At 72.0% G+C, this 26,580-nt stretch carries 22 protein-coding genes and 1 pseudogene; 5 read left to right on the top strand and 18 right to left on the bottom strand.

The genetic code is table 11. The features are described 5' to 3' along the window. Together ACQKQD_RS29150 and ACQKQD_RS29145 are read left to right on the top strand one after the other, a co-directional pair. Window positions 1-955, top strand: a 955-nt coding sequence (locus ACQKQD_RS29150; RefSeq protein ID WP_427510296.1) for an autotransporter outer membrane beta-barrel domain-containing protein, incomplete at its 5' end; no start/stop codon positions are given. 36 nt (window positions 956-991) lie between these two features. Next, a pseudogene (locus ACQKQD_RS29145) lies at window positions 992-1,158 on the top strand (IS5/IS1182 family transposase); the annotation flags it as partial. Between the two features lie 74 nt (window positions 1,159-1,232). Here the strand turns inward: ACQKQD_RS29145 and ACQKQD_RS29140 are convergent. The 4 genes from ACQKQD_RS29140 to ACQKQD_RS29125 all read right to left on the bottom strand — a co-directional run bounded on the left by ACQKQD_RS29140 (window position 1,233) and on the right by ACQKQD_RS29125 (window position 6,421). Then, window positions 1,233-2,744, bottom strand: coding sequence for a diguanylate cyclase domain-containing protein (locus ACQKQD_RS29140; RefSeq protein ID WP_427510295.1), 1,512 nt, complete (start codon window positions 2,742-2,744; stop codon window positions 1,233-1,235). 343 nt (window positions 2,745-3,087) lie between these two features. Continuing rightward, a complete protein-coding gene (locus tag ACQKQD_RS29135; RefSeq protein ID WP_427510294.1) occupies window positions 3,088-4,206 on the bottom strand; it encodes a metallophosphoesterase in 1,119 nt (372 codons plus the stop codon). A gap of 162 nt (window positions 4,207-4,368) precedes the next feature. Then, window positions 4,369-5,010 (bottom strand): HAD-IA family hydrolase, encoded by a 642-nt coding sequence (locus ACQKQD_RS29130; RefSeq protein WP_427510293.1) that lies wholly within the window; start codon window positions 5,008-5,010, stop codon window positions 4,369-4,371. A gap of 229 nt (window positions 5,011-5,239) precedes the next feature. Beyond that, window positions 5,240-6,421: an alanine racemase gene (locus tag ACQKQD_RS29125; RefSeq protein ID WP_427510292.1), complete on the bottom strand. Its 1,182-nt coding sequence runs from the start codon at window positions 6,419-6,421 to the stop codon at window positions 5,240-5,242. Between the two features lie 95 nt (window positions 6,422-6,516). Between ACQKQD_RS29125 and ACQKQD_RS29120 the strand changes: the two genes are divergently transcribed. After that, on the top strand, window positions 6,517-7,470 hold the full coding sequence (locus tag ACQKQD_RS29120) for a LysR family transcriptional regulator (protein ID WP_427510291.1): 954 nt from the start codon (window positions 6,517-6,519) through the stop codon (window positions 7,468-7,470). 60 nt (window positions 7,471-7,530) lie between these two features. Here ACQKQD_RS29120 and ACQKQD_RS29115 read toward each other — a convergent pair whose 3' ends face one another. Together ACQKQD_RS29115 and ACQKQD_RS29110 are read right to left on the bottom strand one after the other, a co-directional pair. Continuing rightward, complete coding sequence (locus ACQKQD_RS29115) at window positions 7,531-8,070, bottom strand: L,D-transpeptidase family protein (RefSeq protein ID WP_091681716.1); 540 nt, start codon at window positions 8,068-8,070, stop codon at window positions 7,531-7,533. Window positions 8,071-8,148: 78 nt separating this feature from the next. After that, window positions 8,149-9,597, bottom strand: coding sequence for a diguanylate cyclase domain-containing protein (locus tag ACQKQD_RS29110; protein ID WP_427510290.1), 1,449 nt, complete (start codon window positions 9,595-9,597; stop codon window positions 8,149-8,151). 501 nt (window positions 9,598-10,098) lie between these two features. Between ACQKQD_RS29110 and ACQKQD_RS29105 the strand changes: the two genes are divergently transcribed. Beyond that, the gene (locus ACQKQD_RS29105) at window positions 10,099-11,112 is read left to right on the top strand and encodes a crotonase/enoyl-CoA hydratase family protein (protein ID WP_091681712.1); all 1,014 of its coding nucleotides are present in this window, start codon (window positions 10,099-10,101) and stop codon (window positions 11,110-11,112) included. Here the strand turns inward: ACQKQD_RS29105 and ACQKQD_RS29100 are convergent. From ACQKQD_RS29100 to ACQKQD_RS29055, 10 genes are all read right to left on the bottom strand, one after another. Beyond that, a complete protein-coding gene (locus tag ACQKQD_RS29100; RefSeq protein WP_427510289.1) occupies window positions 11,101-13,431 on the bottom strand; it encodes a putative bifunctional diguanylate cyclase/phosphodiesterase in 2,331 nt (776 codons plus the stop codon). The two genes, ACQKQD_RS29105 and ACQKQD_RS29100, sit on opposite strands and share 12 nt — an antisense overlap. 617 nt (window positions 13,432-14,048) lie before the next feature. Continuing rightward, window positions 14,049-15,173: a YeiH family protein gene (locus ACQKQD_RS29095; protein ID WP_427510288.1), complete on the bottom strand. Its 1,125-nt coding sequence runs from the start codon at window positions 15,171-15,173 to the stop codon at window positions 14,049-14,051. A 28-nt stretch (window positions 15,174-15,201) separates the two neighbouring features. Continuing rightward, on the bottom strand, window positions 15,202-15,534 hold the full coding sequence (locus ACQKQD_RS29090; RefSeq protein WP_091681709.1) for a sulfite:cytochrome C oxidoreductase subunit B: 333 nt from the start codon (window positions 15,532-15,534) through the stop codon (window positions 15,202-15,204). A 13-nt stretch (window positions 15,535-15,547) separates the two neighbouring features. Continuing rightward, the gene (locus tag ACQKQD_RS29085; protein WP_427510287.1) at window positions 15,548-16,753 is read right to left on the bottom strand and encodes a molybdopterin-dependent oxidoreductase; all 1,206 of its coding nucleotides are present in this window, start codon (window positions 16,751-16,753) and stop codon (window positions 15,548-15,550) included. A gap of 90 nt (window positions 16,754-16,843) precedes the next feature. Next, complete coding sequence (locus ACQKQD_RS29080) at window positions 16,844-17,683, bottom strand: GntR family transcriptional regulator (protein ID WP_049961882.1); 840 nt, start codon at window positions 17,681-17,683, stop codon at window positions 16,844-16,846. Between the two features lie 75 nt (window positions 17,684-17,758). Continuing rightward, on the bottom strand, window positions 17,759-18,748 hold the full coding sequence (locus ACQKQD_RS29075; RefSeq protein ID WP_042672188.1) for an Ldh family oxidoreductase: 990 nt from the start codon (window positions 18,746-18,748) through the stop codon (window positions 17,759-17,761). 4 nt (window positions 18,749-18,752) lie between these two features. Continuing rightward, a complete protein-coding gene (locus ACQKQD_RS29070) occupies window positions 18,753-19,694 on the bottom strand; it encodes a hydroxyacid dehydrogenase (protein ID WP_427510286.1) in 942 nt (313 codons plus the stop codon). A 12-nt stretch (window positions 19,695-19,706) separates the two neighbouring features. Beyond that, entirely contained in the window at window positions 19,707-21,071 is a 1,365-nt protein-coding gene (locus ACQKQD_RS29065) for a cation:dicarboxylate symporter family transporter (protein WP_331289321.1), read from the bottom strand. A gap of 136 nt (window positions 21,072-21,207) precedes the next feature. Continuing rightward, window positions 21,208-22,488 carry a UxaA family hydrolase gene (locus tag ACQKQD_RS29060; protein ID WP_056530944.1) on the bottom strand — a complete coding sequence of 427 codons (1,281 nt, stop codon included), beginning with the start codon at window positions 22,486-22,488 and terminating at the stop codon, window positions 21,208-21,210. Window positions 22,489-22,495: 7 nt separating this feature from the next. Beyond that, on the bottom strand, window positions 22,496-22,813 hold the full coding sequence (locus ACQKQD_RS29055; RefSeq protein WP_020094921.1) for a UxaA family hydrolase: 318 nt from the start codon (window positions 22,811-22,813) through the stop codon (window positions 22,496-22,498). 337 nt (window positions 22,814-23,150) lie between these two features. Here ACQKQD_RS29055 and ACQKQD_RS29050 point away from each other — a divergent pair, with 337 nt between their 5' ends. Continuing rightward, window positions 23,151-23,897 carry a sulfite exporter TauE/SafE family protein gene (locus ACQKQD_RS29050; RefSeq protein ID WP_056530594.1) on the top strand — a complete coding sequence of 249 codons (747 nt, stop codon included), beginning with the start codon at window positions 23,151-23,153 and terminating at the stop codon, window positions 23,895-23,897. A 17-nt stretch (window positions 23,898-23,914) separates the two neighbouring features. On the opposite strand, the gene ACQKQD_RS29045 is transcribed toward ACQKQD_RS29050, so the two are convergent. Both ACQKQD_RS29045 and ACQKQD_RS29040 read right to left on the bottom strand, forming a co-directional pair. Continuing rightward, window positions 23,915-24,919: an ABC transporter substrate-binding protein gene (locus ACQKQD_RS29045; RefSeq protein ID WP_427510285.1), complete on the bottom strand. Its 1,005-nt coding sequence runs from the start codon at window positions 24,917-24,919 to the stop codon at window positions 23,915-23,917. Window positions 24,920-24,944: 25 nt separating this feature from the next. Next, a complete protein-coding gene (locus tag ACQKQD_RS29040; protein WP_427510284.1) occupies window positions 24,945-26,570 on the bottom strand; it encodes a thiamine pyrophosphate-binding protein in 1,626 nt (541 codons plus the stop codon). Between the last annotated feature and the right edge of the window lie 10 nt (window positions 26,571-26,580).

Here is a 26,580-nt window from a genome sequence, read left to right as displayed (position 1 = left end):
GCTGGGCGGGGGCGCGGGCGCGTTCAGCGCGGGCGATCCGGGCCCGGGCCCGAACCGCACGGCGCTGCAGGTGCGCGGCGGCGCCGGGGCGGCGGCGCCGCCGCTTGCGGTGGGCGAGGGCCGGGTCTGGGCCGACGCGCTGTACGGGTTCGGCGCGCGCGCCGGCGACCGGGCGGCGGCGGGCGCCGGGTTCGACGCGGGCGGGCTGCTGATGGGCGTCGACCGTCAGGTCGGGGCGGACACGCAGGTGGGCGGTGCGTTCAGCTACCTGCGCGCGGGCGGCACGTCGCGGGGCGCGGGGCTGGGTCGGTTCACCACCGACAGCTACGGCGGGACGCTGTACGCGAGCACGCGGCTGGGCGCCGTGGTGCTGCGGGGCACGGCGGGGGTGTCGTACGCGGACGGGCGGGTGGACCGGACGGTGGCGCTGGGCGCGGCGGTGTCGCAGGCCTCCGGGGTGTCGTCGGGCTGGAACGGCGGGGTGTCGGGCTTTGCCGGGTACGCGCTGGCGACCGGCCTGCCGGTCGAGGTCGTGCCGGAGGTGGGCTTCAGCTACGACCGGCTGACGCGGGGCCGTGTGTCCGAGCGGGGCGGTCTGGTCGGGCAGGGCTTCGGCGGGCAGGGCTTCGCGGTGGCCGACCTCGACGCGGCGCGCAGCCTGGTCGGCGGGCGGGTGACGAGCTGGGCGGTGGCGGGCATTCCGGACCTGCGCCTGGAGGGTCGGGCGTACTGGGCGCACGAGCTGGCCGACACGGCGGCGGTGGTTCGCTCGAGCCTGTTCGGGGCGGGGTTCGCGGGCCGGACGAGCGCGCTGGGCCGGGACGGCGCGGTTCTGGGGGTGAGCCTGACGGGGGCGGTCGCCGAGGGCGTGCGGCTGTCGGTGGGCTATACCGGCGACGTCCGCCCGGGCGCTACCGCCCAGGTGTTCACCGCCGGCCTCCAGGCCGCGTGGTGACGGCCTCTTGAGCCACGCTCCTCGTTGCGGCCGGGTCGCTCCCGGCACCCGTGCCGATCCCGCAGCATCACGCCGCGCATCGCACGGCGCGGCGGCGAGGGCAGCGAGGATCTCGGACGCCACCGCTGGATCGCCGCGCACGCCGGCGTGGTCGGCGCGCTTCCGCCGCCTCGCCATCCGCTCCGGGCGGCGCGACGATCGCCGCGCGCCTTCGCCCATCCCGTCTGCGCCCTCGTCCGCCGGACCCGAGCCAGAGGGTCGTGTGGCCGACTCCGCGTCAGAGGCGTCGGTGAGGAGCCAACTCGAGAGCGGACGCGCCGCGAACCGGCGTGGCAGTCTGATCCGTCGCGGCCGAGTAGGTCTCAGCCGTCCCCTTCTGCTTACGCTTCGCGGCGTAGAGGGCCGCGTCGGCGTGGCGCAGCAGCACGTCGCGGTCCTGTCCGGCCTCTCGTGACCGCGCGAGGCCGATCGTTCCCGTCACCCGCGCGATCTGACCCTGCCCTTTCACGACCATCTCGAGGTCGTGCAGGAGGCGCCGCACCATCGCCTGCACGCCCGCGCCATCGCAGGCGGCAGGCACCAGGATCGCGAACTCGTCGCCCCCCAACCGTGCCGGGAAGCAACCGGCGTAGCAGGGCGCGCGCAACCGCTCGGCCACGCAACGCAGAACCTCGTCGCCGGCCGCGTGCCCGAGGCGATCGTTCACGCCCTTAAAGCCGTCGAGGTCGATCAGGAGGACAGCCACATCGTCGTCGGAAGCGCGCGCCTCGCGCAGCCGCGCGTCGAGCGCGCGGTGGAATTCGGCCCGGTTGGCGAGTTGCGTCAGGTCATCGGTGCGCGCCTGATGGCGAAGACGCTGCTCCAAGCTGTGCCGTTCGGTGATGTCCTGGATCAGGCCGATGAGGGCGACGGGCTTACCCTTGACCAACTCGATCTCGCAGGAGCACCGCACGCGCCGGGCATTGCCCTTGGCGGTCACGAAATCGGCGTCCATCTCGAACGGCTCGCCCGTGTCCAGCACGCGCCTGACGGCCGCGCGGAAGAGGGCGCGATCGGGCTCGGGAAAGAAGTTCATGATCGCGCCAATCGGCACACCGCCGCTGACGGGCAGCTCGTGAATGACGAAGACGCCGTCCGACCAGGAGGTCGACCGCGTCTCGATATCGTAGCGGTACGAGCCCATCTCGGCCATGCGCTCCGCCTGCTTGAACTGGCGGCGCTCACGCTCCAGGCCCTCGACGGCCATCCGGCGCTCTTCGGCAGCCTCGGCTGCGCGCAGGGCCACGGCGCGCGCCTCGATCAGGGCCTCCGCGATGCAGGCCAGCTCTTCGAGCACCTCCAGGTCTGTCGCCGTCGGCTCGCGGGGCTGTTCGTCGAGGACGCAGAGCGTGCCGATCGTGATCTTGTCGCCGTCGGCTTGCCGGACGCGGACCGGCACGCCCGCGTAGTAGCGGATGTACGGGGCGTTCGTGACGAAGGGGCTGGCCACGAAGCGCGGGTCGAGGCTGGCATCCGCCACGATCAGCGGAGCCTCCGTCTCGAACACGACGGGGCAGAACGCCTGGGCACGCGGCGTCTCGGCCGCCAAGGGACCGCAACGCGCCTTGAACCACTGGCGCTCCGGGTCGATCAGGGTGATCGAGGACATGCCGGTGCCGAGCATGCGCTGCGCGAGCCTGGCGAGTGCGTCGAACTCGCGCTCCGGCGGCGTGTCGAGGAGGGCGATCTCGGCCAGCGCCTGCTGGCGGAGTGCCTCGCGCTGGGTATTCGATACGGTCTCCTGCAGCACTGTTCGACCTCGCCGGAGCCAAGATGGTATCCGGGGGATACGACGAGAAGGTTTAATCGAGGGTGCGATGGCCTGACCTTTCGTCGAGGCCCGGCTTCGTCCTGGGACTGGCGCTGTCCGGCACGCGCGCAGGGGCCGCTCTCACCGCTCTTCTCCCGCGAGCCGGCCGGCAGCTTCCGAGCGGGGGCGATCCGGCAGCGACCCGGGGCAGCCGTTCCGACGAACATGGCCCCTCCCGGGGGAAACAGCCGAGTGTCCGGCGATGCGGGCTTCGGCCGGCGCTGGGGCCTCCCGGGCCTCGATCGCTGACCCGTGCGAGAAGCCGCGCGGCGGCGCGCGCGCGTCAGGTGGCTGCCCGCAGGGTGATCCGCGTCAGCTCCGACGGACGCCCGAGCCGGAGGGCGAAGCCGGGCCAGAGCCCGGTGCCGTTGCTGACGTAGAGCCGCATGGCCCCGACCCGGTACGCCCCCGAGACGAACCCGGAATTGCCGCGCGCCACCAGCCGGTCCAGGCCGCGGATCATGCCGCCGTGGGTGTGGCCGGAGAGCTGGAGCGCCACGCCGCGCGCCGCGGCCCGCGCGGCGTTGGCCGGCTGGTGATCCAGCAGAACGATCGGCGCGCCCGGCGGTGCGCCCGCCAGGGCCGCGTCGAGGTCGGGCCCCGGATGCCCCGTGGCGGGCGCGGAGCGGTCGGTGACGCCGGCCAGCACCAGCGCGCCGCCCCCGCGCCTCAGGATCGTGTGGGTGTTGGCGAGGACGCGGATCCCCAGGCCCGCGAGATGGCGCATCCAGGAATCGTGGTCGAAGAAGTACTCGTGGTTGCCGGGCACGGCCCAGACACCGTCGCGCGCGCGCAGGGCCCGCAGCGGCGCGACGTCGTCTCGCCGGGCCTCCAGCGAACCGTCGATGAAGTCGCCGGTCACGACGATCAGGTCGGCCTGGAGGGCGTCGGCCCGCGCGACGACGGCCCGCGCCCAGGCGGCCGGGAACAGGCGGCTGATATGCAGGTCAGTCAGGTGCAGGATCGTGTAGCCGTCGAGGCCGGGGGGCAGGTCCGCGATCGCGACCGGGACGTCCTTCAGGGGCGGCACGCGCACGGCCTGCCACACGGCGACGGCCGAGAGGCCGGCGGCCGTCGAGGCCACCGCGATGCGCCAGGCGGTCGGGATCGCCCAGCCGCCCCCGGGCAGAGCCAGCGAGATCAGCGCGACGGCATCGAGGCCGAGCTGCATCACCGCCGCCAGCGCGATCGCACCGAACGCCCAGTTGAACAGGATCACGATCGGGCGCGGGAATTCGGGCGCGAAGACCGACCCGGAGGAGAGGCGGCTCCACAGGTGGTACTGGGAGGCGACCAGGAGGAGCGCGGCGAGGCCGAGCCTGAGCGCGAGCGGCACCGGCAGGGGCCACACCACCCGCGCGATGACGTAGGCCGCGGGCAGGCTGGGGATGAGGCGGATCATGGGCGGCTACATGGACCGGGCGACGGCCGAAAGGCAAAGCTCGCGCCGGGCCGCCCGGTGCGCGGCGGCACATGCGGTCGCCTCGCGCGGGTCGGGAGGTGCCCTCTGCCGGCCCGTCGCCCGCCCCGCCTTCACTCCCGCCGCGCCCGGAGAAGGTCGGCGTCAGCGCGCGCCCGGATCGAACCAGGTGCGCAGCGGATCGAGGGTGGTCTCGTGCGCCAGCGGGGGCGACGCGCCGTCCGGGGCCGCCATGCCCACGCGGTCGTGCCAGTACGTCGCCAGCCCCACCTGCGCCGTGCCCACGAGGTCGAAGGCCGAGCCCGCGACGAACAGGCAGCGCGCCGGCTCGACCCCGAGGGCCTGCAGTCCCAGCCGGTAGGGACGCGGATCGGGCTTGTAGAACCCGGCGCGCTCCGCCGTGACGACCGCGTCGAGCTCGACCCCCAGGCAGCCGGCGGCGATGCGACCCAGACGTTCGGAGCAGTTGGTCACGACGCCGAGCCGCACGGAGCGCGCCGCGAGCGCCTGCAGGGTCTCCGTCACGCCGGGCCAGGGCCGGAGCTCGCCGTAGCGGTCCTCGAGGTCCGCCGCGAGGCGGCGCGGCAGGCCCACCGCCGCGGCGGCCTCCGCCACGAGATCCTCGTAGGGCCGGTACGCCCCCGTCCGGTAGGTGATCCGCAGGTACTCGGCCCGCCACCGGCGGCCGGCCTCCGTGCTGCCGGCGACCGAGTCCCACAGGGACCAGCTGTCGAGCAGGGCCGTCAGGAGGTCGAACAGGACGGCGTCGAACCGGTGGGCTGTCATGATGGGCTTCTCCTTCCGTATCGGGCGCCGCATCGGGCGGCGTCGGTGCCGGGGGCCTCGGGCCGCGCCGACGGGGCCCGGTGCGCGCGTCAGTGCGCGCGGGCGGCATGCGCCGCCCCGAGGAGGGCGGCGGTCACGCGCCTCGCGGTGTCCGGGCGGGCTCCCGCCGCGTCCAGCGCCGCCGGGTGCTCGCGAGGCACTTGATCCGCGACGTCACGGTCGGCGCCGCCTACCAGCCATTGATGCGCGGCCAGACGGCGGCGACCCGCCCGTCGGCGTCGAGGACGTGATAGCGGTCGTACTGGGCGCCCGTCGCGCAGGCGTGGTTCGGCAGGACGCGCACGCGGTCGCCGATGGCCAGGTCGGGGAGGGCGGCGCGGGAGCCCGGGCGCAGGGCGAGGATGCCGTGCTCCTGGTTGGCGTCGGCGACGATCAGGTCCGGGTAGGGGCGGCCGGCGCGGTCGCAGACCACGCCGTAGCCCTGATCGACCGCCTGCCGGGCCGTGCCCCGGTCGCGCGACAGCGCCATCCAGCCGGCATCGGTGATGATCCAGCCCTTGTCGCGGCGGTGCCCGATCACGGTGGCGAGCACGCTCACCGCGATGTCGTCGACCGCGACGGAGCCGACGCCGGCCTGGAACAGGTCGCCGAACATGAACACGCCGGCACGGACCTCGGTGATCCCGTCGAGGTTCCGGGCGTAGCGCGCGGTCGGCGTCGAGCCGACGCTCACCACCGGGCACGGCAGGCCCGCCGCGCGCAGGAGCGTGGCCGCCGTCACCGCCGCCGCGCGCTCGCCCTCCGCGGCCGCGGCGAGATCCTCGGGATCGCTGAGGCCGTAGCTGTCGCCGGCGTGGAGCAGCACGCCGCGCAGGTCCGCCCCCGCGCCGAGCGCGCGCCCGATCGCCACCAGCAGCGCCGCGTCGGCCGGCTTCACGCCGGAGCGATGCCCGTCGGCGTCGACCTCGATCAGGACCGGCAGACGGTCGCCGGTCCGCGCGGCCCAGGCGGCGACCGCGTCCGCCTGCTCGATCGAGTCGAGCACCACGGCGAGGTCCGCACCCCAGCGGCGCCGGACCGCGCCGACGCGGTCGAGCTTCTGCGGGACGATGCCGACGCCGTAGATCATGTCCCGGACCCCGCCCTCGGCGAAGTACTCGGCCTCGCGCAGGGTCGAGACGATCGCCGGGCCGGCCGGACCGGTCATCGCCAGGCGGGCGACGTCGATCGACTTCGCCGTCTTCAGGTGCGGCCGGAAGGCGACGCCCAGCCGGTCCAGGTGCGCCCGCAGCCCCGCGAGGTTCGCGCGCAGCCGCGCCTCGTCCAGGAGAAGGCACGGTGTCTGAAGAGGATCCGACGCCCCGTCGGCCTCCGCTGACGGCACCTGCGTCCCGACTCCGGTCTCCGGCATGTCCACGCCTCCCTGTCTCGCTGCCGGGTGACAGATCATGCCGGACCGCGAGACGCCATTAATCTGTTCGGCATTCTGGATTAAGGTCGGCCTTAATGCTCGACACCGACGATCTCCGCTTCTTCGTCGCGGTCGCGGCCAGCCCGTCCCTGGCCGCCGCGGCGCGCAGCCTGAACGTGTCGCCCCCCGCCGTGACGCAGCGGCTGCGCAGCCTGGAGAAGCGGCTGCGGGTCCATCTGGTGGACCGGTCCGGCCGCGGCCTCACGCTGACCGACGAGGGGGAGCTGCTGGCCGAGCGCGGTCGCGACCTCCTCGGCGCCTTCGACGATCTCGCCGACGCCCTGGCCGAGCGCGTCGGCGCGGTGACCGGACATCTGCGCGTCGTCGCCCCGCTCGGCTTCGGGCGCCGCTACGTGGCCCCGGTCGTGACGGCGTTCCGGCTGCGGCATCCGGGCGTGCGGATCGACCTGCTGCTCTCGGATCGCCTGGGCCGCATCCCGTCCGAGACCTGGGACCTCGCGATCCACGTCGGTGAGATCAGGGAGGCGACCCCGAGCCTGACCGTGCGCGCCCTCGCGCCGAACGACCGGATCCTCTGCGCGGCGCCCGCCTACCTGGCCCGGCATCCGGCCCCGCGCGTGCCGGCCGACCTGCGGGATCACACCTGCATCGCGCTGCGCGAGAACGACGAGGACGTGACGCTCTGGCGCTTCCGCGCGGCGGACGGCGCCGAGGTCCGCGTCAGGGTGGATGCGGGCTTGGTCAGCAACGACGGCGACGTGGTGCGGGGCTGGGCCCTCGCGGGCCTCGGCGTGATCGTGCGCTCGGAATGGGATGTCGCCGACGACCTGCGCGCGGGGCGGCTGGCGCGCCTGCTCGAAGGCTACGCCCTGCCGTCGGCGCCGGTCGTCGCCCTGCTCGGCTCGGAACGGCGGTCGCGCGCGGCCCGGACGGAGCGGTTCCTCGAGGCGCTCCGGCGCTCGTTCGATCCGCTCCCGTGGCGCCCGCCCGCGGGGCCGGGCGCGGCCGCCGGGGATGCGGGGCCTTGAGGCGCCCCGGCCGCGCGCCGTCCGGCCCCGAACGCTCCGCCCGACGGCGCCCGATCCCGCTCAGCTCCGGATCTCTATCGGCGTGCCGACCTCGACCCGCGCGTAGATCGCGCGGGCCTCGGCGTTGGTCACGCCCACGCAGCCATCCGTCCAGTCGATCAGACGATGCAGGCGACCGACCCAGGAGAACCCGTTCCTCAGACCGTGGATCATGATGTCTCCACCGGGTGGCACGCCGGCCGCGGACGCCGCGGCGCGGTCGGCGGCGTCCGGATAGGAGATCCGCAGCGCGAGGTGGGCGATGCTGTCCGGGTTCTTGCCCGCGATGCGGTAGCGACCCTCGGGTGTTCGGCCGTCGCCTTCCCTCGCCTTCGGGCCGATCGGCGCGAAGCCCAGCGAGACGCGGTAGACCGCCAGGACGCGTCCGCCGCGCAGCAGCGTCAGGCGCCGTTGCGCCTTCTCCACGCGGACGAGATCCGCGCGCTCGGCCTGCGGCACCAGCCCGGGGGCCGCGGAGCCCGCGGGACCGTCGGCCGTCCCGAAGAGGAGGGCGAGCGGCGCGACGCAGAGGATCGGTCCGACGAGGTGGCGGCGTCTCATCGGCCGATCCTACGGGGCAGGCGTTTCACGGCCAAACGACCGGGCCCGGATCGCCGCCGGTCAGGGTCGATCCCGGAGTCAGGCGGCCCATCGCAGGGCGTCGCGGCCGGCGTGCTTCGCCTCGTACAGAGCGCTGTCGGCCCGCTGAGCCAGCGCTTCGTAGCCCTCGCCCACGCGCGCGACGGCCAAGCCCATGCTCAGGCTGACCGGCGCTTCGGTCCCGGCACCGGTCGAGAACGGCAAGGCGCGTGCGCTCGCGCGGATCCGCTCGCACACCGCCCTGGCGCGCTCGAGGTCGCTCTCGCGGAGAAGGATCACGAACTCGTCGCCGCCGAGGCGCGCGACCAGATCCCCCGGGCGGATCTGCGATGCGAGCAGCAATCCGAGAGTCTCGAGCGCGCGATCGCCCGCCGGATGCCCCCAGCGGTCGTTGATCTGCTTGAAGTGATCGATGTCGATCGCGATCAGGCTGACGGGCGGGAGTGCCCTGACGGGCAGGATGGTCTCGATCTGATGCTCGAAGCCCGCACGGTTGAGCAGTCCTGTCAGGGAATCGGTGAAGGCGCTCCTCGTCATCTCCCGATCGTGCGCGGCCAGCTCGGCCGTCAGCCGCGCCCGCGCGGAGACCTCCGCCGCGACGGGCAGGCAGGTCAGCAGGATGAAGGCCAGGAACACCTGGAACGCCTGCGCCTGCGTGACGGCGTCGGCCGCGATCAGGACCATCGGCCCGCGACCGTACATCGTGGCGACGCCTCCGATGACGGCCACGACCATCACGGCCGCGGTGACACCCAGGCGGCCCAGCCGGAAAGCGATCAGGATGAGGGGCGGGAAGATCAGGAACAGCAAGGGGCGGCTGGTGCAGAAGAAGGTCGCGTACGCGACCGAGCCTGCGAGGACGAGCAAGGCGGCCGCTTCGAGCCGGTCCCGCCAGCTCCGCTCCGCGAGCGCACGCGCGTAATCGCCTCGGAACAGCGCGAGCAGGAAGGGCGTGAAGACGATGAGTCCCAGGCCGTCGCTCGCGACCCAGGTGCCGAACGAGCGCAACAGGGGCTCGCCGAAGACGAGATGCGCCGTCAAGCCTCCCAGGACGCCGCTCGCGGCCGGTGCCAGCAATCCCGCGATCGCGACGAACCGCAGGGCGGATCTCGTGGATTGCAGCAGGGCGTCCTGCTCGTAGGTCCTTCGCAGGAGACGGACGGCCAACATCACCTCGGCGAGGTTGGCGAGACTGTACAGGAACGGGCCGATCAAAGTCCCCCGCGTCAGGACATTGGCCGCGATGTTCGCGGCCAATCCGGCGCTCAGCACCGTGCCCGATCGCACCCTGTCATGGGAGAGCAGCAGGGCGACCAGAATGGCATTGGCCGGCCATAAGGCAGCGATGTCGTGTCCGCTACTGGCCAGGCTCAGTGTCGAAGCTGCGGTGCAGAAATAGAGAAACGCTGTCGTCAACCATAGATAGAGTGCCGGCTTCTCGTCGCTCTCGTCGTCGGATCGCTCTCGGATCATGGTCTCGATAGACATGAAAATTTATAACGAACAGATAATATTGTGCAACTATTGGTATGCTACTCGTCTATAATACAACTGCTGGGGATGGAGACAGCAATCGTCATGATCGGCGATCGGCGATCGGCGATCGGCGCAGCGAGCATTGCGCCGACTCGCATGATCGGAGATCGGAGCCGTTACGGGGTGCCGCTGAGGCGTCCGTCGCGCGGTTGACCGCGCGTCCCCGCGGCGGACCCGGTCTCGCGCGGAAGCGGCGGGCGTGCCGCTTCACGCCTGCCGTCCGCGATCCCGCCGGACCGAGCCGGCGCCGTCGAGGCCGTGGAGGTCGAGGGTCAGGGCAGCCGCCGGGGCGTCGGCGGGCCTCTCGTCCGGAGAGGCCCGCCTCGCAAGCAAAGGTGGCTAAAAGGCCGGCATTAACCAAAGCTTAATTATCTGAGGAGGGCCGCTCCGGCTGCCTAGCTCCGCAACGCCGGCTGAGATACGGTTAAGGATCACTTAACGGATCCGAATACGATGGCGTCTATTACAGGTCTCGCCAAAGACTTGGTGCCATACCCTGGTCCTGTGCCGCTGCGACGGCGTCCGACGGCCGCGCGGCGGCCGAGCGAGAAGCGGATCGCGCCGACCGTCTCGTCTCCCGACCACGGCCTTTCCGAACTCGCTCAGATCGAAGTCAATCTCGAAACCGACACCAGCACCCTGTGGGCCTTCATGCGCCCGCAGGGCCGCCCGTGCCAGAATCCCGAGATGCTGGCCGACTTCAGCCGCCTGCAGGATGGCATCGAGCGCGGTTTCGGCAACGGCAGCCTCGACCTGAACTACTTTGTCTTCGGTTCACGATTTCCCGGCGTGTTCAGTCTCGGCGGTGATCTGAGCCTGTTCGCGAGCAAGATCCGCGCGGGCGACGAGGCCGCGCTGGTCGGTTACGGCAACGCGTGCGTCGATGTTCTTCATCGCAACATGAACGCGCTGAACCTGCCGATCATCACGATCGGCCTCGTTCAGGGCGACGCGCTGGGCGGGGGGTTCGAGGGCCTGCTCTCGTTCGACGTGATCATCGCCGAGAAGGGCACCAAGTTCGGCTTCCCGGAGATCCTCTTCGGGCTCTTCCCCGGTATGGGGGCCTACAGCTTCCTCGCCCGGCGTCTGGGGACCATCAGGGCTCAGGAGATGATCCTCGATGGGAGAACCTACACCGCGGAGGAGATGCACGAACTGGGAATCGTTCACGTCCTCGCCGAGCGTGGCCAGGGCGAAGCGGCCGTGCGCGCGTACATCGCCGGCAACCACCGGCGCCGCAACGGGCAGCAGGCGATCTATCGAGCCGCCCGGGAGGTCAATCGCATATCGTTGGAGGAACTGAGAAAGATCGTCTCGGTCTGGGCGGCCGCCGCGATGAATCTCACGGACAGGGATCTGAGCATCATGGAGCGGCTCGTCCTGGCGCAGGACAGGCTCAGGGGAAAAGCCCAGGCCGCTCAGGCCCGCACGGTGACCGCGCGGGGGCCGGCGGGGTCAGCTCGCTAGCTTCGTCACGGGCTCCGCGGCCGCGAGCATGGCCCGGATCTGGGATGCGGCGACCGGACGACTGAACACGTAGCCCTGGATCAGATCGCAGCCCTCGGCCCGGAGGATGGAGAGCTGCGTCTCCGTCTCGACGCCCTCGACGACGATGGCCATCCCGATGCTCCTTCCCATCCCGACGATCGCCCGGATGATCGCGGTCGACTCGGCCTTCCTGTCCAGGTCCCACACGAACGACCGGTCGATCTTCAGCTTGTCGAAGGCGAAGTTTCTCAGGGAGCTCAGGGACGAGTAACCGGTTCCGAAATCGTCGATCGACAGGCGGATCCCGAGCTGGCGGAGCGTGTGGATGGTCTCGACGATCTTGTGCGTCGCGCCCAGCGTCACGCTCTCCGTGATCTCGAGCTCCAGGCGATGCGCCGGGAGGCCGGAGCGGTTCAGCGCGCCGATGACGTGGAAGGCCAGCTGCGGATCACCGAACTGACGCGGCGACATGTTGACCGCGACGCTCACGGTCGACGGCCAGTTCCGGGCCTCGCGGCACGCTTCGTTCAGAACCCAGTCGCCCAGCTGGACGATGAGCCCCGTGTCCTCGGCCACCGGGATGAAGTCCGACGGCGGGATGTAGCCGGAGACGGGGTGCTGCCACCGTAGCAGGGCCTCGCAGCTCACGATCGCCCCGGTGCTCGCGTCGACGATCGGCTGATAGTGCAGCTCCAGTTCGCCGTTGGTCAGGGCGGCCCGGAGATCGGACTCGAGGGCGTGCCGCGCGCGCGTGGCCGCTTCCATCTCGTGCTGGAAGATCTTGAACCCGCTCCTGCCGGCCCCCTTGATGGCGTAGAGGGCGATATCGGCGCATTTCAGCAGCCTGTCCTCGTCGTTGGCATGGAACGGGGCGATCGCGATGCCGATCGAGGCGCCGACCGTGACGTGAGTGCCGTCGATATCGAAAGGTCGCTCCAGCTCGTGCAGGACGCGCTGCGCGAGATCCTCCGCGACGGCCGGCGACGTGACGGATTGCTGGACGATGACGAACTCGTCGCCGCCGAGGCGGGCGACCGATCCGGACAGCGCCCCGATCCCGCGCAGCCGGTCCGCCACCATCTGCAACAACCTGTCTCCGGCCGGATGCCCCAGCGTGTCGTTGATGACCTTGAAGTGGTCGAGATCGAGCAGATGGACCGCGAACTCGCCCTTGCTGCTGGCGCTGGCTTTCAGCGCCTGGGAGACCTTGGCCTTGAAGCTGCTGCGATTGAGCAGGCCCGTCAGATCGTCGTAACGCGCCATCTGCTGGATGCGGGCTTCGCTCCGACGCCGCTCGGTGATGTCCTCGAAGATGATCACGTAGCCCTTCTCGGCGGTCCGCCGCTGCATCAGGGAGACCACGCGATCGTCGGGCAGGATCAGGACCAAGTTTCCCGACCTCAACGCGTTCGACGCCGCCGAGAATGTCGAGAGCGTCGCGCCGCGCCCCGCGGTCCGCTCATCGATGATGGCGCGGCTCAATGCGTACAGCGATTTGGCCGTCGAATTGGTGTGGATGCGGTTCGAGGGAATGCCCGATATCGAGAGGAACTGGTCGTTCCAGACCTGGAGCCGGCCGCGCGCGTCGAACATGCACAGTCCGTGCGACATGTTGCGCAACGCGATGTCGAAGAGATTGGCCTGGGCCTGGAATTTCTCGGCGAGCGCCTCCTTCTCGCGCGTCGTCACCAGGGCCGACACGATGATCTCGCGCGTGCTGAGCGTGATGTCGATCATGCCGTAGGCGAACAGGAGCGAGAGGATGCCGAGCGAGGCCCGCTCGCCGTCGCCCGACACGAGCAGACCCGCCGACAGCGGCATCGCCGACAGGAGCACCTGCGCGATGGCCAGCAGGGGGCGGCCCGCATTGCGGCCCGAGATGCCCGCGGCGTAACCGATCGTGAACGTGGGGGTGATGACCTGGAGCGCGAGGTTGGACGACCGCGTCGTGATGAGGAACGACAGGATGCCGAGCGACGCGGCGTAGGCGAACGCGCCGAGGGAGAAGTAGGTCTCCCAGAGCTCGTAACGATCGTGCTTCTGCGGCCCCTTCGTCAGGTAGATCCGAGCCAGTACGATGCGGGTGAGGCCGATCAGGCCGACCGCGAACGCGGTCACCGTGATCGCGCGATCGTCGGACCAGAACGCCGCGGCCGTGGCGACGATCGTCCCGGACGCGGCGCCGACCGCGAGCGACGCGAACGGCTGATACAGCCCGTCGACGAGCGAGCGCTTCACGCCACGCGCGAGGAGGGCATCTTCAGCGAGTGCGGCCCGCAGCTTGGAATACAGTCCCAACGCGGCGTCTCGCTACTTCGCTCTCGTCGAGGGGGTCATCATTGTAGCAGTTCAATCCCAGGTTATATCCGCATATTAGCGGCCTCGAATTTCAGAAATATTGAAAACCGTGGTTAACGGCGTGCGCGGGGCAAAACTCTGCTTCGAATATTTGTCTCCTGTGCGCAAATATTCGGTGATCTCCGTCGTTCACGAGGCCGAATATCGGTGCCGCGCCGGGCAGTCCGGCGCATGTATGGACGGGACGGGCGCGGAGGGTTCACTCATATCCCGTCGGGCGTTGCGCCGCGGACACCCCACATTCGGAGCTGTCGTCTTGCTCGGCCGCGTTCGGCGCGAAGACGTCTGCCTGTTCGTCAGACGTCGCGGCGATCGCGATCCTGCCCCGGCGGCATCGTGGCACCGCCGATCCCGTTGCGCGCTTAACGTCTGCATCGGCGCCCGGATGATGTCGTCTCGTCGGGGACTTTCACGCTCCCGGGCGCGCGACATCGCTGTCCGCCGTGCGCGACCGCCACCGTTGCGTGTGAGCCGCTTCCCCGGCGCGATCGCGCTCGCGGAGCCCGGGCCACCCGCGCGTGGACGCCAACGGGTGCGGCGCGCCGCCGGCGACCGGCTCAGCCGATCCCGAGGCCGCGGATGAGCAGGACGGCGATGGCCAGCAGCACGCCGAGCGAGGCGGTGACCGCCATCGTGACCCGGCCGCCGACCTGGGCCAGCACGCGCACGTCCACCCCAAGGCCGAGCGCGGCCATCGACACGATGGTGAGGAAGCCGGCGAGGCGGGAGATCGGCGCGACCCAGGCGTCCGGGATCAGCCCGAGCGAGCGCAGGCTCGCCAGGGCCAGGAAGCCGAGGATGAACCACGGGACCAGCTTGAAGAAGCCGGGCCGGCGCCGGGCGCTCCCGGGGGCGCTTCCCCCAGCAGGCTTGGCGCTCGCTCCCGCCGCCGGCAGGCGCGGGGCGAGGAGCGAGAGGGCCAGCACCACCGGCCCGAGCATCAGCACCCGGACCAGCTTGACCAGCGTGCCCACTTGCGTGGCCAGCGGGCCCACCGGGACGGTCGCGGCCAGCACCTGCGGCACCGCGTAGACGGTCAGGCCCGCCAGCACGCCGTACTGGTGCTCGCTGAAGCCGACGAGCGGCACGAACAGCGGCAGGCCCAGCACCATCAGCACGCCCAGCACCGCCGTGAAGGCGATGGCCGCCGCCACGTCCCGGCTGTCCGCCCCGATCACCGGCGCCACCGCGGCGATCGCCGAGTTGCCGCAGATGGCGTTGCCGCAGGCGATCAGCAGCGCCATGCGCACCGGCAGGCCCAGGGCGCGGCAGAGCGCGCAGCTCGCCAGGATGGTCAGCGCCACCGCCCCGACGATGCCGGCCAGCAGCGCCGGGCCCGAGGCGACGATCGCCCCGAGGCTGACCGCGGCGCCGAGCAGCGTGACGGCCACTTCCAGCACCTGCTTGGCCGAGAAGGCGATCCCGGCCTTGAAGCGCGCGCCCGGCACCCAGGCGGTCCGCACGGCCGTCCCCAGCAGGATGGCCAGCACCAGGGCCTCGACGTAGGGATGGCCGGTCAGGTGCTCCTCGCCGGCCTGCAGAGCCTGCGCCACCGCGGTGATGCCCAGGCACAGGAGCAGGCCCGGGAGCAGGGTGCCGGCCGCCCCGGCCCAGGCGGAGGCCCCCCGCGACCCGGTCGGCGCGGCCCTGGACCGGTCCGGCACGGCGGTTCTGACGGTCATCGCGCGACCTCCTGCCCGGTCTCGGCGCTCAGTAGGCCGCGCCGAGATAGCCGGCGATGGCCCGGGCCTGCTCCTCCGTGATCGGCGCCCGGTAGACCTTGATCATCTTGGCGACCTCGGCGTCCCAGAACGCCTGCCCCTTCCGGGGCGGCTGCATGGCGACGTAGTCGGCTGAGTGGCAGGTCAGGCAGTTCTCCTGCGCGGCCTGGAAGCCGGCCGCGTGCGCGGCATCCGGGGCCGGCCGGAACTGCGCCGTCGGCTCCGGCAGCGCGTAGGTCTCGGGCGCGGCCAGCGCGGGTGTCGCGGCCAGCGCGGCGGCGATCGCGACGACCGACGCGCGGAGCGGGCGGGTGCTGAACATGCCGATCCTCCCTCTAGGCCGCGCGCACGCGGGTCGTCTCGACGACGTTGCGCATGTAGCCGGCGGGGTTCCAGCGCGGCTCCATCGGCTGGGTCGCGCCGTCGTTGCCCGTGGCCCGCACGCGCAGGGCGTGGGCGCCCGGCGCGAGATCGACCTCCGCGGTCCAGGTGCGGAAGGCGTAGGGGCCGAGATCCTGGCCGAGCCGGGCCGCGCTCCAGGTCCGGCCATCGTCGGCCGAGACCGCGACGTCCCGGATGCCCGAGCCGCCGTCGAACGCGATGCCCCGCAGGGCGACCGGACCCGCCTTCACCGGCGCGCCGTCGGTCAGGTTCGTCAGGAAGGAGCGGACGTTGAGGCGGCCGATCGGGACGGTCCTGTCCGGCGCCTTGCCGGGCTCGGTGCAGGCGCAGGGATTGTCGGGGATGCGGTAGGCCGTCTTCATCCAGAAGCCCTCGAAGGGGTGATCGAGGACGGCGATGCTGTCGAGGTGCTTGACCCAGTAGGTGCCGTAGTAGCCCGGCACCACGAGGCGGAGCGGGAAGCCGTTGAGCCAGGGCAGGTCCTGCCCGTTCATGCCCCAGGCGAGCAGCACCGCGCCGTCCCGGGCGTGGTCGAGGCTCAGCGCCTTGGCGAAGTCCGGCGTCTCTGGCAGGACCGGCCCGTCGAGGCCGTTGAAGGCGACCTGCACGGCGCCGGCCTTCACGCCGGCCCGGTCGAGCACCGTCTTGAGCGGCACGCCGGTCCAGCGGGCGCAGCCCATGGCGCCGTTGGCGAGCTGGCCGCCGGCGATGCGCGGCTCGAAGAAGCCGCGGGAATTGCCCGAGCACTGGTTGACCGCGACGATCTCGGTCTGGGGCATCGCCTTGAGGTCGGCGAGCGACAGGGAGAGCGGCCGCTCGACCTGCCCGGTCACGGCGACGCGGAAGGCCTGCGGGTCGATCTCGGTCGGGATGTCGGCGAGGTGGTAGCGGACGAAGAACGCGTCGTTCGGCGTGATCGCGCCGCCGTCGAAGACGGCGAACGGCGTCTCCAGCTGCGGCGGGCGCGCGGTCATCTGCAGGAGCGGCCGCTTGCCCGGATAGGCCACGAGCGGCCGCTCGCCGTTGCCGAAGGGCAGCGTCCCTCCGTCGGCCGCCCGTGCGCGCGGCACGCCCCCGAGCGCGGCGAGGGCGCCGAGGGCGCTCAGCCGCATGAAGTCCCGTCTTCCGCGATCGGTCATCGCGCGCTCCCCGTTCAGGCTGTGGCAGCGGAGGTCCGGTTCGGCGCGCCCCGCCTTCGACTGCGGGACGGCGCGTCGGGGGGATCCCGGTCAGCGAAGGACCGAGAGGTAGTGGATGTCCTGCGTCAGGCAGGTCGAGAGGCGCCACTCGACCGGCCGCTCCTCGAGGTCGATGGCGACGCGGTCGATCTCGAGGGCGGGGGTTCCGGCGGGCACCTGGAGCAGCTCGGCCTCGCGGGGCCCGATCGCCACGGCCTTCAGGCGCTCGTTGGCGGTGGCGATCGTGATGCCGTAGCGGGTGGCGTAGAGGCTGTAGAGGGTGTTCGGCAGTTCGATCTGGGCGATGCCCGGGAACAGGCCGGCGGGCACGCTGATCGTCTCGACCACGCACAGCTTGGCGTCGACGGCGCGCACGCGCTCGATCCGGACCACGCGGGCGGACCGCACGAGGTCGAGCCGCCCGCGCTCGTCGGCGCTGGCGGCCGCCTCCGCGATCCCCGTGACCCGGCTCGTGGGCATGCCGGTGCCGTCGCCGTCCGGCCGCAGCTTCAGGAAGCGGAAGACGCTCTGCTTGTCGTCGTGGTCGGCCACGAACGTCCCGCGGCCCTGGCGGCGCACCAGCAGGCTGTCGGCGGTGAGCGCGTCGAGGGCCTTGCGCACCGTCCCCTGGCTGACGCCCAGCTCGGCGGCGAGCTGCCCCTCGCTCGGAAGGATCTGGCCGGGCTGCCAGACCGCGTCGGCCAGGCGCTTCAGCAGCGTGTCGTAGACCTGCCGGTAGAGCGGGCGGAAGCCGACCGCGCCGGCGCGTCCCGAGTCTGCGCGCCCCGAGTCTGCGCGCCCCGAACCTGCCTGCCCTTCGCCTGACCGTTCCATCGCGTGACGACGCAGAGCCCCATCCGTGGGTAGAGCGTCGAAGGTTGTGTCCAGCACCTCTCCCTCCTCTCGCTTACGTCGCCCTGCCGACGGGAGCAATCACGGGTTCTTCCTCCGCACAGGCGTTACGCCTCACAGCGCCCGGATCTCGGCCACGAGGGCTTCGGCCACGTCGAGGCCCGCCTCGGCGGCCCGGCGGCGGAGCCCGAGCCGGCGGCTGCCCGGGAGCCGGGCGCCGTCCTGCGCCTCGATCGCGCCGGCCAGCGCCGCGAAGCGCTCCGGCGCGTCCGGGCTGAGCGCCGAAGCGTCGAGGGCGAGGATCAGCTGCCCGGTCCCCGGCGGGTCGCCCGCGGCGTCGAGGAACGAGGAGGCTTCGCCGGCGAAGCGCGCGCCGACGAGGCCGGCGGCCAGCAGCTCGACCATCAGGGCGAGCGCCGTCCCCTTGGCGTCGCCCAGCGGCACCATGGTGCCGTCGAGGGCGGCCGTGGCGTCGGTCGTCGGGCGTCCCTCCGCGTCGAGGGCCCAGCCCTCGGGGATCGGCTCGCCGCGCTTGGCCGCCCCGACGATGTTGGCGCGGGCCACCTTCGACAGGGCGAGGTCGACCACGATCGGCGCGCGGCCCGGCAGCGGGCAGGCGAAGGCCAGCGGGTTGGTGCCGAACACCGCCTGCCGCCCGCCCCAGGGCGCCATCGCGGCGGGCGTGTTGGCGAAGAGCAGCGCGACGCATCCCTGCTCGGCCAGGGCCTCGACCGGGCGGCCGGCCGCGCCGCAATGGTGCGAGCGGCGGATGCCGGCCGCCGCCACGCCCTGCTGGCGCGCGACGCCCGGCAGCGCCTCCAGGGCGAGGTCGATCGCCGGGTAGGCGAAGCCGTGGGCGGCGTCGATCGCGAGCAGGCCCGGCCGCGGGCGCGACGCAAGCGGGACCGCGTCGCCCGCCACCTTCCCGGCCCGGACCTGCGCGGCGTAGGGCGCGACCCGCGACAGGCCGTGGCCCTTGAGCCCGTCCGCCTCGGCGCCGACCAGGGCGCGGGCGACGCTCCGGGCCGCGGCCTCGGCCGTGCCGCAGCGGACGAGGGCGTCGGCGGCGAGGGCCTCGGCCTCCGACAGGGTCAGGTTCGGCATCGGCTCAGCGCTCCGTGAGATGGCGGCGGACGGCCGCGGCCGTGACGGCGGAGACGCGCACGTTCGATTCCTGCGTCACCCCGGCGATGTGCGGGGTCAGGATCAGGTTCGGCACGTCGGCGAAGACGGCGCCCGCCGCCGCGTCGAGGGGCTCGCGGTCGAACACGTCCAGCGCCGCGCCGCCGAGATGGCCGGAGCGCAGGGCTTGCGCCACGGCGGCCTCGTCCACGACCCCGCCCCTTGCCGCGTTGATCAGGATCGCGCCCGCAGGCATCCGCGCCAGCGCCGCCGCGTCGATCAACCCGCGGGTCTGATTGGTGAGCGGCACGTGCAGCGAGAGCACGTCGCTCTGGGCGATCAGCGCGTCGAGCGCCTGGCTCTGCACGGGGCCGTAGGCCGGGTTCCAGGCCGGGTCGCCCGCGGCCACGAAGGGGTCGTGGGCGGCGACCGTCATGCCGAGGGCCGCCGCCCTCCGGGCAGTCTCGCGGGCGATCGACCCGAAGCCGACGAGGCCGAGGCGCTTGCCGGCGATCTCGCGGCCCATCAGGGCGTTGCGCGGCCACGTCCCGGCCGCCACGCGGGCCGTGGCCCCGTAGGCGCCGCGCAGGAGCAGCAGCGCGGTGGCGACCACGTACTCGGCGACCGCGCCGTCGTTGGCGCCGGTGGCCGGGTAGACCGCGATGCCGCGCGCCCGGCAGGCCGGGACGTCGATGTTGTCGAGGCCGACGCCGAGGCGTCCGACGACCTTGAGGTCGCGGGCGGCGTCGAGCAGGGGGCCGCGGACCTGGGTCCGGTTGCGCACGATCAGGGCGTCGGCCCGGGCCACGGCGGCGGCGAGGTCCCCGGGCCGGTCGACGAGGCCGGGATCGTACTGCACGTCGAGGCCGGCGAGCTCGGCCGCGATCGCGGCCTCGTCCATGAACTCGCTGATGATGACCTTGGGCATGGAGGATCCTTCTCAGGTCGCCGGCACGGCAGCGGGGAGGGGGCGGCGCAAGGCCGCCGCCGGCTCGCGGGCGGGGATCGCGTCCGCCGCCTCGTCCTCGTCGTCGAGGAGGTCGAGGTTCGGGGTGATGCGGCCGTCGAGCACCGCCCGGGCGTGCGCGAGGTCGATCTTGCCCTCCCAGCGGGCGATCACGAGGGTCGCCACCATGTTGCCGACCGCGTTGGTCACGCAGCGCAGCTCGTTCAGGATGCGGTCCACCCCGATGATCAGGGCGATGCCCGCCACCGGCAGGAGCTGCGAGGCCTGGAGCGTCGCGGCGAGCACGAACAGGATGGCGCCGGCCACGCCCGCCACGCCCTTCGAGGTCACCAGCGCGATGGCGAGGATGCCGAGCTCCTGCTCCCAGGTCAGCGGCACGTTGAGGGCCTGGGCGATGAAGCCGATCGCCATGGTCAGGTAGATGCACGAGCCGTCCATGTTGAAGGACAGGCCGGCGGGCATCACGAGGCCGGTGACGCTCTTGTCGACCCCGAGGCCGTTGAGCTTGGCCATGATCCGCGGCAGCACCGATTCCGAGCTCGTGGTGCCGAGCAGGATGAACAGCTCCTCCCGGCTGTAGCGGAACAGCTTCCACAGGCTCAGGCCGACGTAGAACCGCATCACGCCGCCGAGGAAGACCGCGATGAACACGATGAAGGTCAGGTAGAGGGAGACGATCAGCATCCCGTACTGGGCGAGGATGCCGAGCCCGAACTTGCCGATGGTGAACGCCATCGCCCCGAAGGCGCCGATCGGCGCGAAGTGCATGATCAGGCCGACGACCTTCATCAGCACGTCGCCGAAGGCGTGGACCACCTTGAGCGGGAACTCGCCGCGCCGGCCCAGCATCGCGAGCCCCATGCCGACCAGCACCGAGAAGAACATCACCTGGATCAGGTCGCCCTTGGCGAAGGCGTCGACCGCGCTGTGCGGGATGATGTTGGCGACGATCTCCATCGGCGATTGCGCGTGGGCCTTGCCGGCGATGCCGGCCACGAGCTTGGCATCGAGGCTGTCGACCGTGGCGTTCACGCCGTCGCCCGGCCGCAGCAGGTTGACGAACAGGAGGCCCGCGGCGAGCGCCACCGTCGTGGCGACCTCGAAGTACAGGATGGTCTTCAGGCCCATCCGGCCGACGCTCTTCATGTCGCCGACATGCGCGATGCCGACCACGACCGTGCAGAAGATGACGGGGGCGACGATCATCTTGATCAGGTTGATGAACATGTCGCCGAGGATCTTGCAGCCCACGGCGAAATCGGGGGCCACCACCCCGACCGCGATGCCCAGCGCGATGCCGAGCAGGACCTGGCCGTAGATCGACCGAAGCAGCCTCATGCGTTCCTCCAGAATGACGGGACGGAGGCCGCCGCGGTTTCCCCCGCGGTCGTGCGCTCCGGCGTGGTCCTGACCCCGTGGCGTCGGGGCTGCACCCGCGGACCGGATCGCGGTCCGCGGGCGCGGGACTTGTGCGTCAGGCGCTGCGGTAGAGCTTCGTCATCACGAATTCCCGGTGGCCGAGGGACTCGGCCGCCGTGAGCCGGCCGTTGGCGGTGCGCACCACCATGTCGATGAGCGCGTCGCCGGCCTGCGGGATCGTCATCTCACGGGTGAGCACACCCGAGACGTCGACGTCGATATGCTCACCCATGGTCCGCACGGTCCGGGGATTGCCGGTGATCTTGATCACCGGGACGATCGGGTTGCCGATGACGTTGCCCTGGCCGGTCGGGAAGGTGTGCACCACGTAGCCGGCCGCCGCCATCAGGGTGACGCACTCGGCCGCCGCCGAGGACGTGTCCATGAAGTACAGGCCGGGCCCCTTGGCGGGCGCCTCCGCGGGCTGCAGCGCGTCGATGAACCGGCACTCGTGGCCGATCTTCTCGAGGTTGCCGAGCGCCTTCTCCTCGATCGTGGTGAGGCCGCCCGCGATGTTGCCCTTGGTGGGCTGCGAGTCCGAGAGATCGTCGGTCTTGTGGGCCTCGATCACGTCGTCCTGGTAGGCCTTCCACATCGTGTACCACTTGTCGGAGACTTCCGGGCTGATCGCCCGCTCGCGACAGAGGTGCTCCGCGCCGGTGATCTCCGAGGTCTCGCCGAACACCCCGTAGATCCCGTGCGGGATCAGCTTGTCGTACATGTTGCCGACGGTGGGGCAGGAGGCGAGGCCGGTGGTGGTGTCGGACTCGCCGCACTTGGTCGAGACCCAGAGGTCGGCGATCGGGCATTCCTCGCGCTGGAGCTCGGTGGCCCACTGCACGAAGCGCTTGGCTTGGTAGCTCGCCTTGGCGACGATCGCGATGTCGCCGTGGCCCTCGATGCCGAAGCCGACGACCGGCTTGCCGGTCTTGGCGATGCCCTCGACCACGCGGTTGGTCCACTGGTCCTCGATGCCGATCACCACGACGGCGGCGACGTTCGGGTTCGAGCCGATGCCGATCAGGGTGCGGAAGTGGAGGTCCAGATCCTCGCCGAACTGGAGCCGGCCGTAGGCGTGGGGCAGCGCCATCGTGCCCTTCACGTTGTTGGCGACCGCCTCGCAGGCGGCGTTGGACAGGTCGTCCAGCGGCAGGAGCACGACGTGGTTGCGCACGCCGACCCGGCCGTTCTCCCGGCGCCAGCCCATGAAGGTGGCGGAGGTGTAGTTCTCCGAGGCGCGCCCGGTCGCGAGCGCCTTGGTGGCGAACTGATCGGGCGCACCGCCGACGAAGGGGGTGGCGATCTCGTGTTCGAGCTGAGCGGCTTCCTTGAACATCGTCACCTCACCAGCGCTTCGTCTTGACGTTGTGGACGTGGACGTGCTCGCCCTTGGCGACGTCCTTGATGACCTTGCCGATGTCCTGGCCGTACTTGATGGCCGTGTCGCCGGCCTTCAGGTCGGTGAGCGCGACCTTGTGGCCGATCGGGATGTCGTGGCGGACATGGACCTCGAAGGTGCTGTCGTTCTCGGTGACCACCCCGAAGGCGTCGGTGCTCGCGCTCAGGCCCTCGATCACCGCGACGGCGACGTTGTCCTGGGGGGAATGGGCGAGAAGATGCGGCTTGCGGCGCCCCGCGCCGGACGCGGCGTGGCTGCTCATGCGGTCCTCCTGATCTGCGTCGTCGGCTTCTCGGCGGCGACTGGTCTTATATAAGACCAATGAGGTGTCCGGCGTCAACGGGTGATCGAGGGGTGCGGGTGATTTCACTGGTTCGGGGACGGCACCGAGCGCCCCATCCTCCTCTGTGACGAAGGGAGGTCGCGGGCCGGATCCGGATGGGCAGCCCTGGCGCGCCGCAGAGGCATGCGCCTTGCCCAGTCGGACAGGTCTTATATAAGATACATGGGAAGAGAGCCCGCCCCGGCGGGACGTGGGCCGGGAGGACGAGAATGGCGGGTGTGCGCGCGGATGGCATCGGCCGGGCCGGGCGCCCCCGGTGAACGAGACGCTCCTCCTCGTCCTCTGCGTCGGCTGCGCCGGCGTGATCTCGGGCCTGACGGGCTTCGCCTTCGCGCTGATCGCCTCCGGCACGCTGCTGTCGATCCGCACGCCCGTGGAGGCGACCGCCCTGGTGCTCGTCTGCAGCATCCTCTCGCAGGTGATCTCGATCCTGCGCCTGCGGACCTGGCCGCCGCGGGGCACCGCCTTCGCGATGATCCTGCCGGGCCTCGTCGGCGCGCCGATCGGCATCCACCTGCTGCACGATCTCGATCCGCGCTTCATCAAGGTCGCGATCGGCGCCTTCCTGGTCCTCTACAGCGGCGGCGTCGCCCTGCTGCGCGCCGATTACCGGGTCGGCTTCGGCAATCGCTGGAGCGACGGCGCGATCGGCTTCCTCGGCGGCGTGCTGGGCGGCATCGCGGGCCTGTCCGGAGCCCTGCCGACGGCCTGGAGCCTCGTGCGCGGCTGGGATCCGCGCACCCAGCGGGCGGTCTACCAGTCCTTCACCCTGGTGATGCAGGTCTGGGCCCTGACGATCCTCCTCTATCTCGATCCGCTGCCGCCCGAACTCGTCGGCGACCTCGCCCTGGCGCTGCCGGTGGTGCTGGTGAGCGTGCTCGCCGGGCTCTCGCTGTTCGCCCGGATCGACCAGCGCCGCTTCCGCACGCTCGTCCTCGCGCTGCTCGCCGCGATCGGCCTGACCACGACGGCCCTGGCGCTGCCCGGCCTGCTGCAGAACTGAGCGCGGCCGGTGGGGCGTCAGCTGCCCGCCTTGTCGTGGACGCCCGCGAAGAACAGGTCCTTCCAGCTCTCCGGCCGGCGACGGATCGTGCCGGTGCGGGCCATGAAGTCGGCGACCTTTCCGACCGCCCGGGGCGTCGCCGTGAAGGAGACCTGCGGGTCCTTCAGGATCTCGGTGATCAGCCCGACATCGCTCCCGTCGCGGGCGAGCCGCACGTAGGCGCACGCCGCCTCCGACGGATCGGCCGTGATCGCGGCGAGCGCGTCGTCCAGGGCGGCGTTGAAAGCCGCGACGACACGGGGATTGGCGCCCGCGAAGGCCGAGGACGCCCAGACGACGTTGAAGGTCGAGGGTTCGCCCAGCACGTCGAAGCTGTTCAGCACCGTGCGGATGCCGGGCCGGCGCAGCTCCAGCTCCTGGATCGGCGCGGCGGTGAAGTGGGCCGTCACCTCGCTGCCCCCGAGGAGCGCCGCCATGCCGTCGGGATGGGAGAGGGTGACGGTGAGCCGGTCGAGGTCGTTGCGGCGGCCTGCGCCGAGCTCCCTCTCGGCGGCCATCTGCAGGAACATCGCCTGGACCGAGACCTTCACGGCGGGGAGCGCGATCTTGTCCCGGTCGGTGAAGTCGGCGAGCCGGTGCACCTTCGGATTGCTGGTGTTCATCAGGAGCGGCATGCTGTTCATCGCCGCCACGCCCTTCACCGCCATGGCGGTGCCCTCGGTCTTCGACCAGAGCAGCACGAGGGGCGGCACGCCGCCGGCCGCGAACTGGATCGTCCCGGAGAGCAGGGCGTCGTTCATCGCCGCCCCGCCGGCGAGGGTGAGGTAGCGCGCCTGGAGCCCCGCCACGCCGCGGGCGGCCGCGGCCTTCTGGAGCAGGCCCTGCTCCTCCATCAGCATCAGCGGCAGGTGGCCGAGGCTCGGCTGGCGGGCGATCGCCACCGCGCCGACCTCGTCGGCCCGCCCCGGGACGGGACCCGCCAGGAGCGCCGCGGCGCCCGCCAGAACGTCGCGTCTGCGCATGATCCCCCCTCCTAAGCGGTGTTCCTCAGCCAGGGCGGCGGATCACCGGCGCCGCCACGCTCTCGATCATCACGTTGATGCAGGCCGGCAGGCCGCTGGCCTGGGCCGCCTCCAGCGCCGCCGGAAGTTCGGCCGCCTCGGTCACCAGCGCCCCGAAGCCGCCGAGGGCCTGGACGACCGCGTCGTAGCGGGTCGGGAGCAGGTCGCAGTGGCGCGTCCGCTCAGGGCCGTAGCTGCGCAGCTGGATCTGGTGCTCGGCGTTCCAGCGCGCGTCGTTGCCGACCACCGCGATGAACGGGATCCGATAGCGCACGGCGGTGTCGAACTCGGCCATGTGGAAGCCGAAGGTGCCGTCGCCCAGCACCGCGACCACCGGGGCGCCGGGCCGCTCCAGTGCGGCGGCGATCGCGAAGGGGATCGACGCGCCGATCGTGCCCGAGACGCCGTTGATCAGCCGGCGCCCGCCGCGGACCAGGGCCTGCGGCCATTGCCCGATCTCGCCGCCGTCGCAGATCAGCGTGCCGTCGGGGTGGCGTTCCAGGAAGGCGTCGACCGCCCGGCACAGCTCCACCGGGTGCAGGCGCTGACCCGTCCCGTGGAAATCCGCCCAGGCGGGCGGCCGGTAGGCGAGGGCGGCCCGCGCCTCCCGGTGCCAGGCGTCCCGGCGGGGGAGGGCGGTGGCGCGGGCGGTCAGCGCCGCCAGCACCGGCCGCGGATCGGCGAGGCCCGAGACGGCGAGGCGGTCGGCCGGCGCGCGGGCCAACAGCGCCGGATCGGGATCGACGACGGCGAAGCGGCAGTCGGGCGCGAGGGCGGGCGCCGCGCCGAAGCGCAGGGTGAAGTCGAGCGGCTTGCCGAGGAGCACGAGGAGGCCGGTCCGCGCCAGGATCTCCGCGAAGGCGCCGAGCGCCGGATCGTTGATCCCGCGCGGGCTCTCCATGCCGACGACCGGCAGGCCGAGAGTTTCTTCCAGCGTTGCCATGGCAGCCCGGCCGGAGGCGTCGCACAGCGCCGGGCCGCAGGCGATCAGCGGCCGTTCCGCCTCCGCGAGGGCGGCGAGGAGGTCGGCCACGAGATCCGGCGCCGGCTCGGCGACCCGGATGGCGGCCGCGGCCCGGTCCGGGATCCGCACCGAGGCGGCGGGGACGGCCGCCTCCAGCAGGTCGACCGGCAGGCTCAGATGGACCGGGCCGGGCCGCCCCTCCCGGGCGATCCGGAAGGCCCGGGCGAGGTCCGGCCCGAGGGCGGCGACCGACCCGGCGGTCCAGGCGGCCTTGGTCATCGGCCGGGCGATGTCGGCCTGGGCCAGTTCCTGGAAGGCGCCGCGCCCGAGCTCCGACAGGCCCGCATGGCCCGAGAGCAGCAGCACGGGCGACTCGGCCGCGAGCGCCGTGGTGAGCGCCGCCGCGCCGTTGGTGTGGCCCTGCCCACCGGTCACCAGGGCGACGCCGACCTCGCCGGTCAGCCGGCCCCAGGCGTCGGCCATGTGGACGCAGGCCGCCTCCTGGCGGGTGTGGACGAGGCTGATCCCGGTCTCCAGCAGGGCGTCGAAGACCGGCATGATGTGGTTGCCCGACAGGGTGAAGATCTGGGTGACGCCGAGCGCCTCCAGGGTCCGGGCCACGATGTCGGCGCCGCGCAGGGTCTGCATGGACGGGCTC

The organism is Methylobacterium sp. NPDC080182, assembly GCF_050281105.1.
Taxonomy (GTDB): Bacteria; Pseudomonadota; Alphaproteobacteria; order Rhizobiales; family Beijerinckiaceae; genus Methylobacterium.
This window is presented reverse-complemented; position numbering and strand designations above follow the sequence as displayed.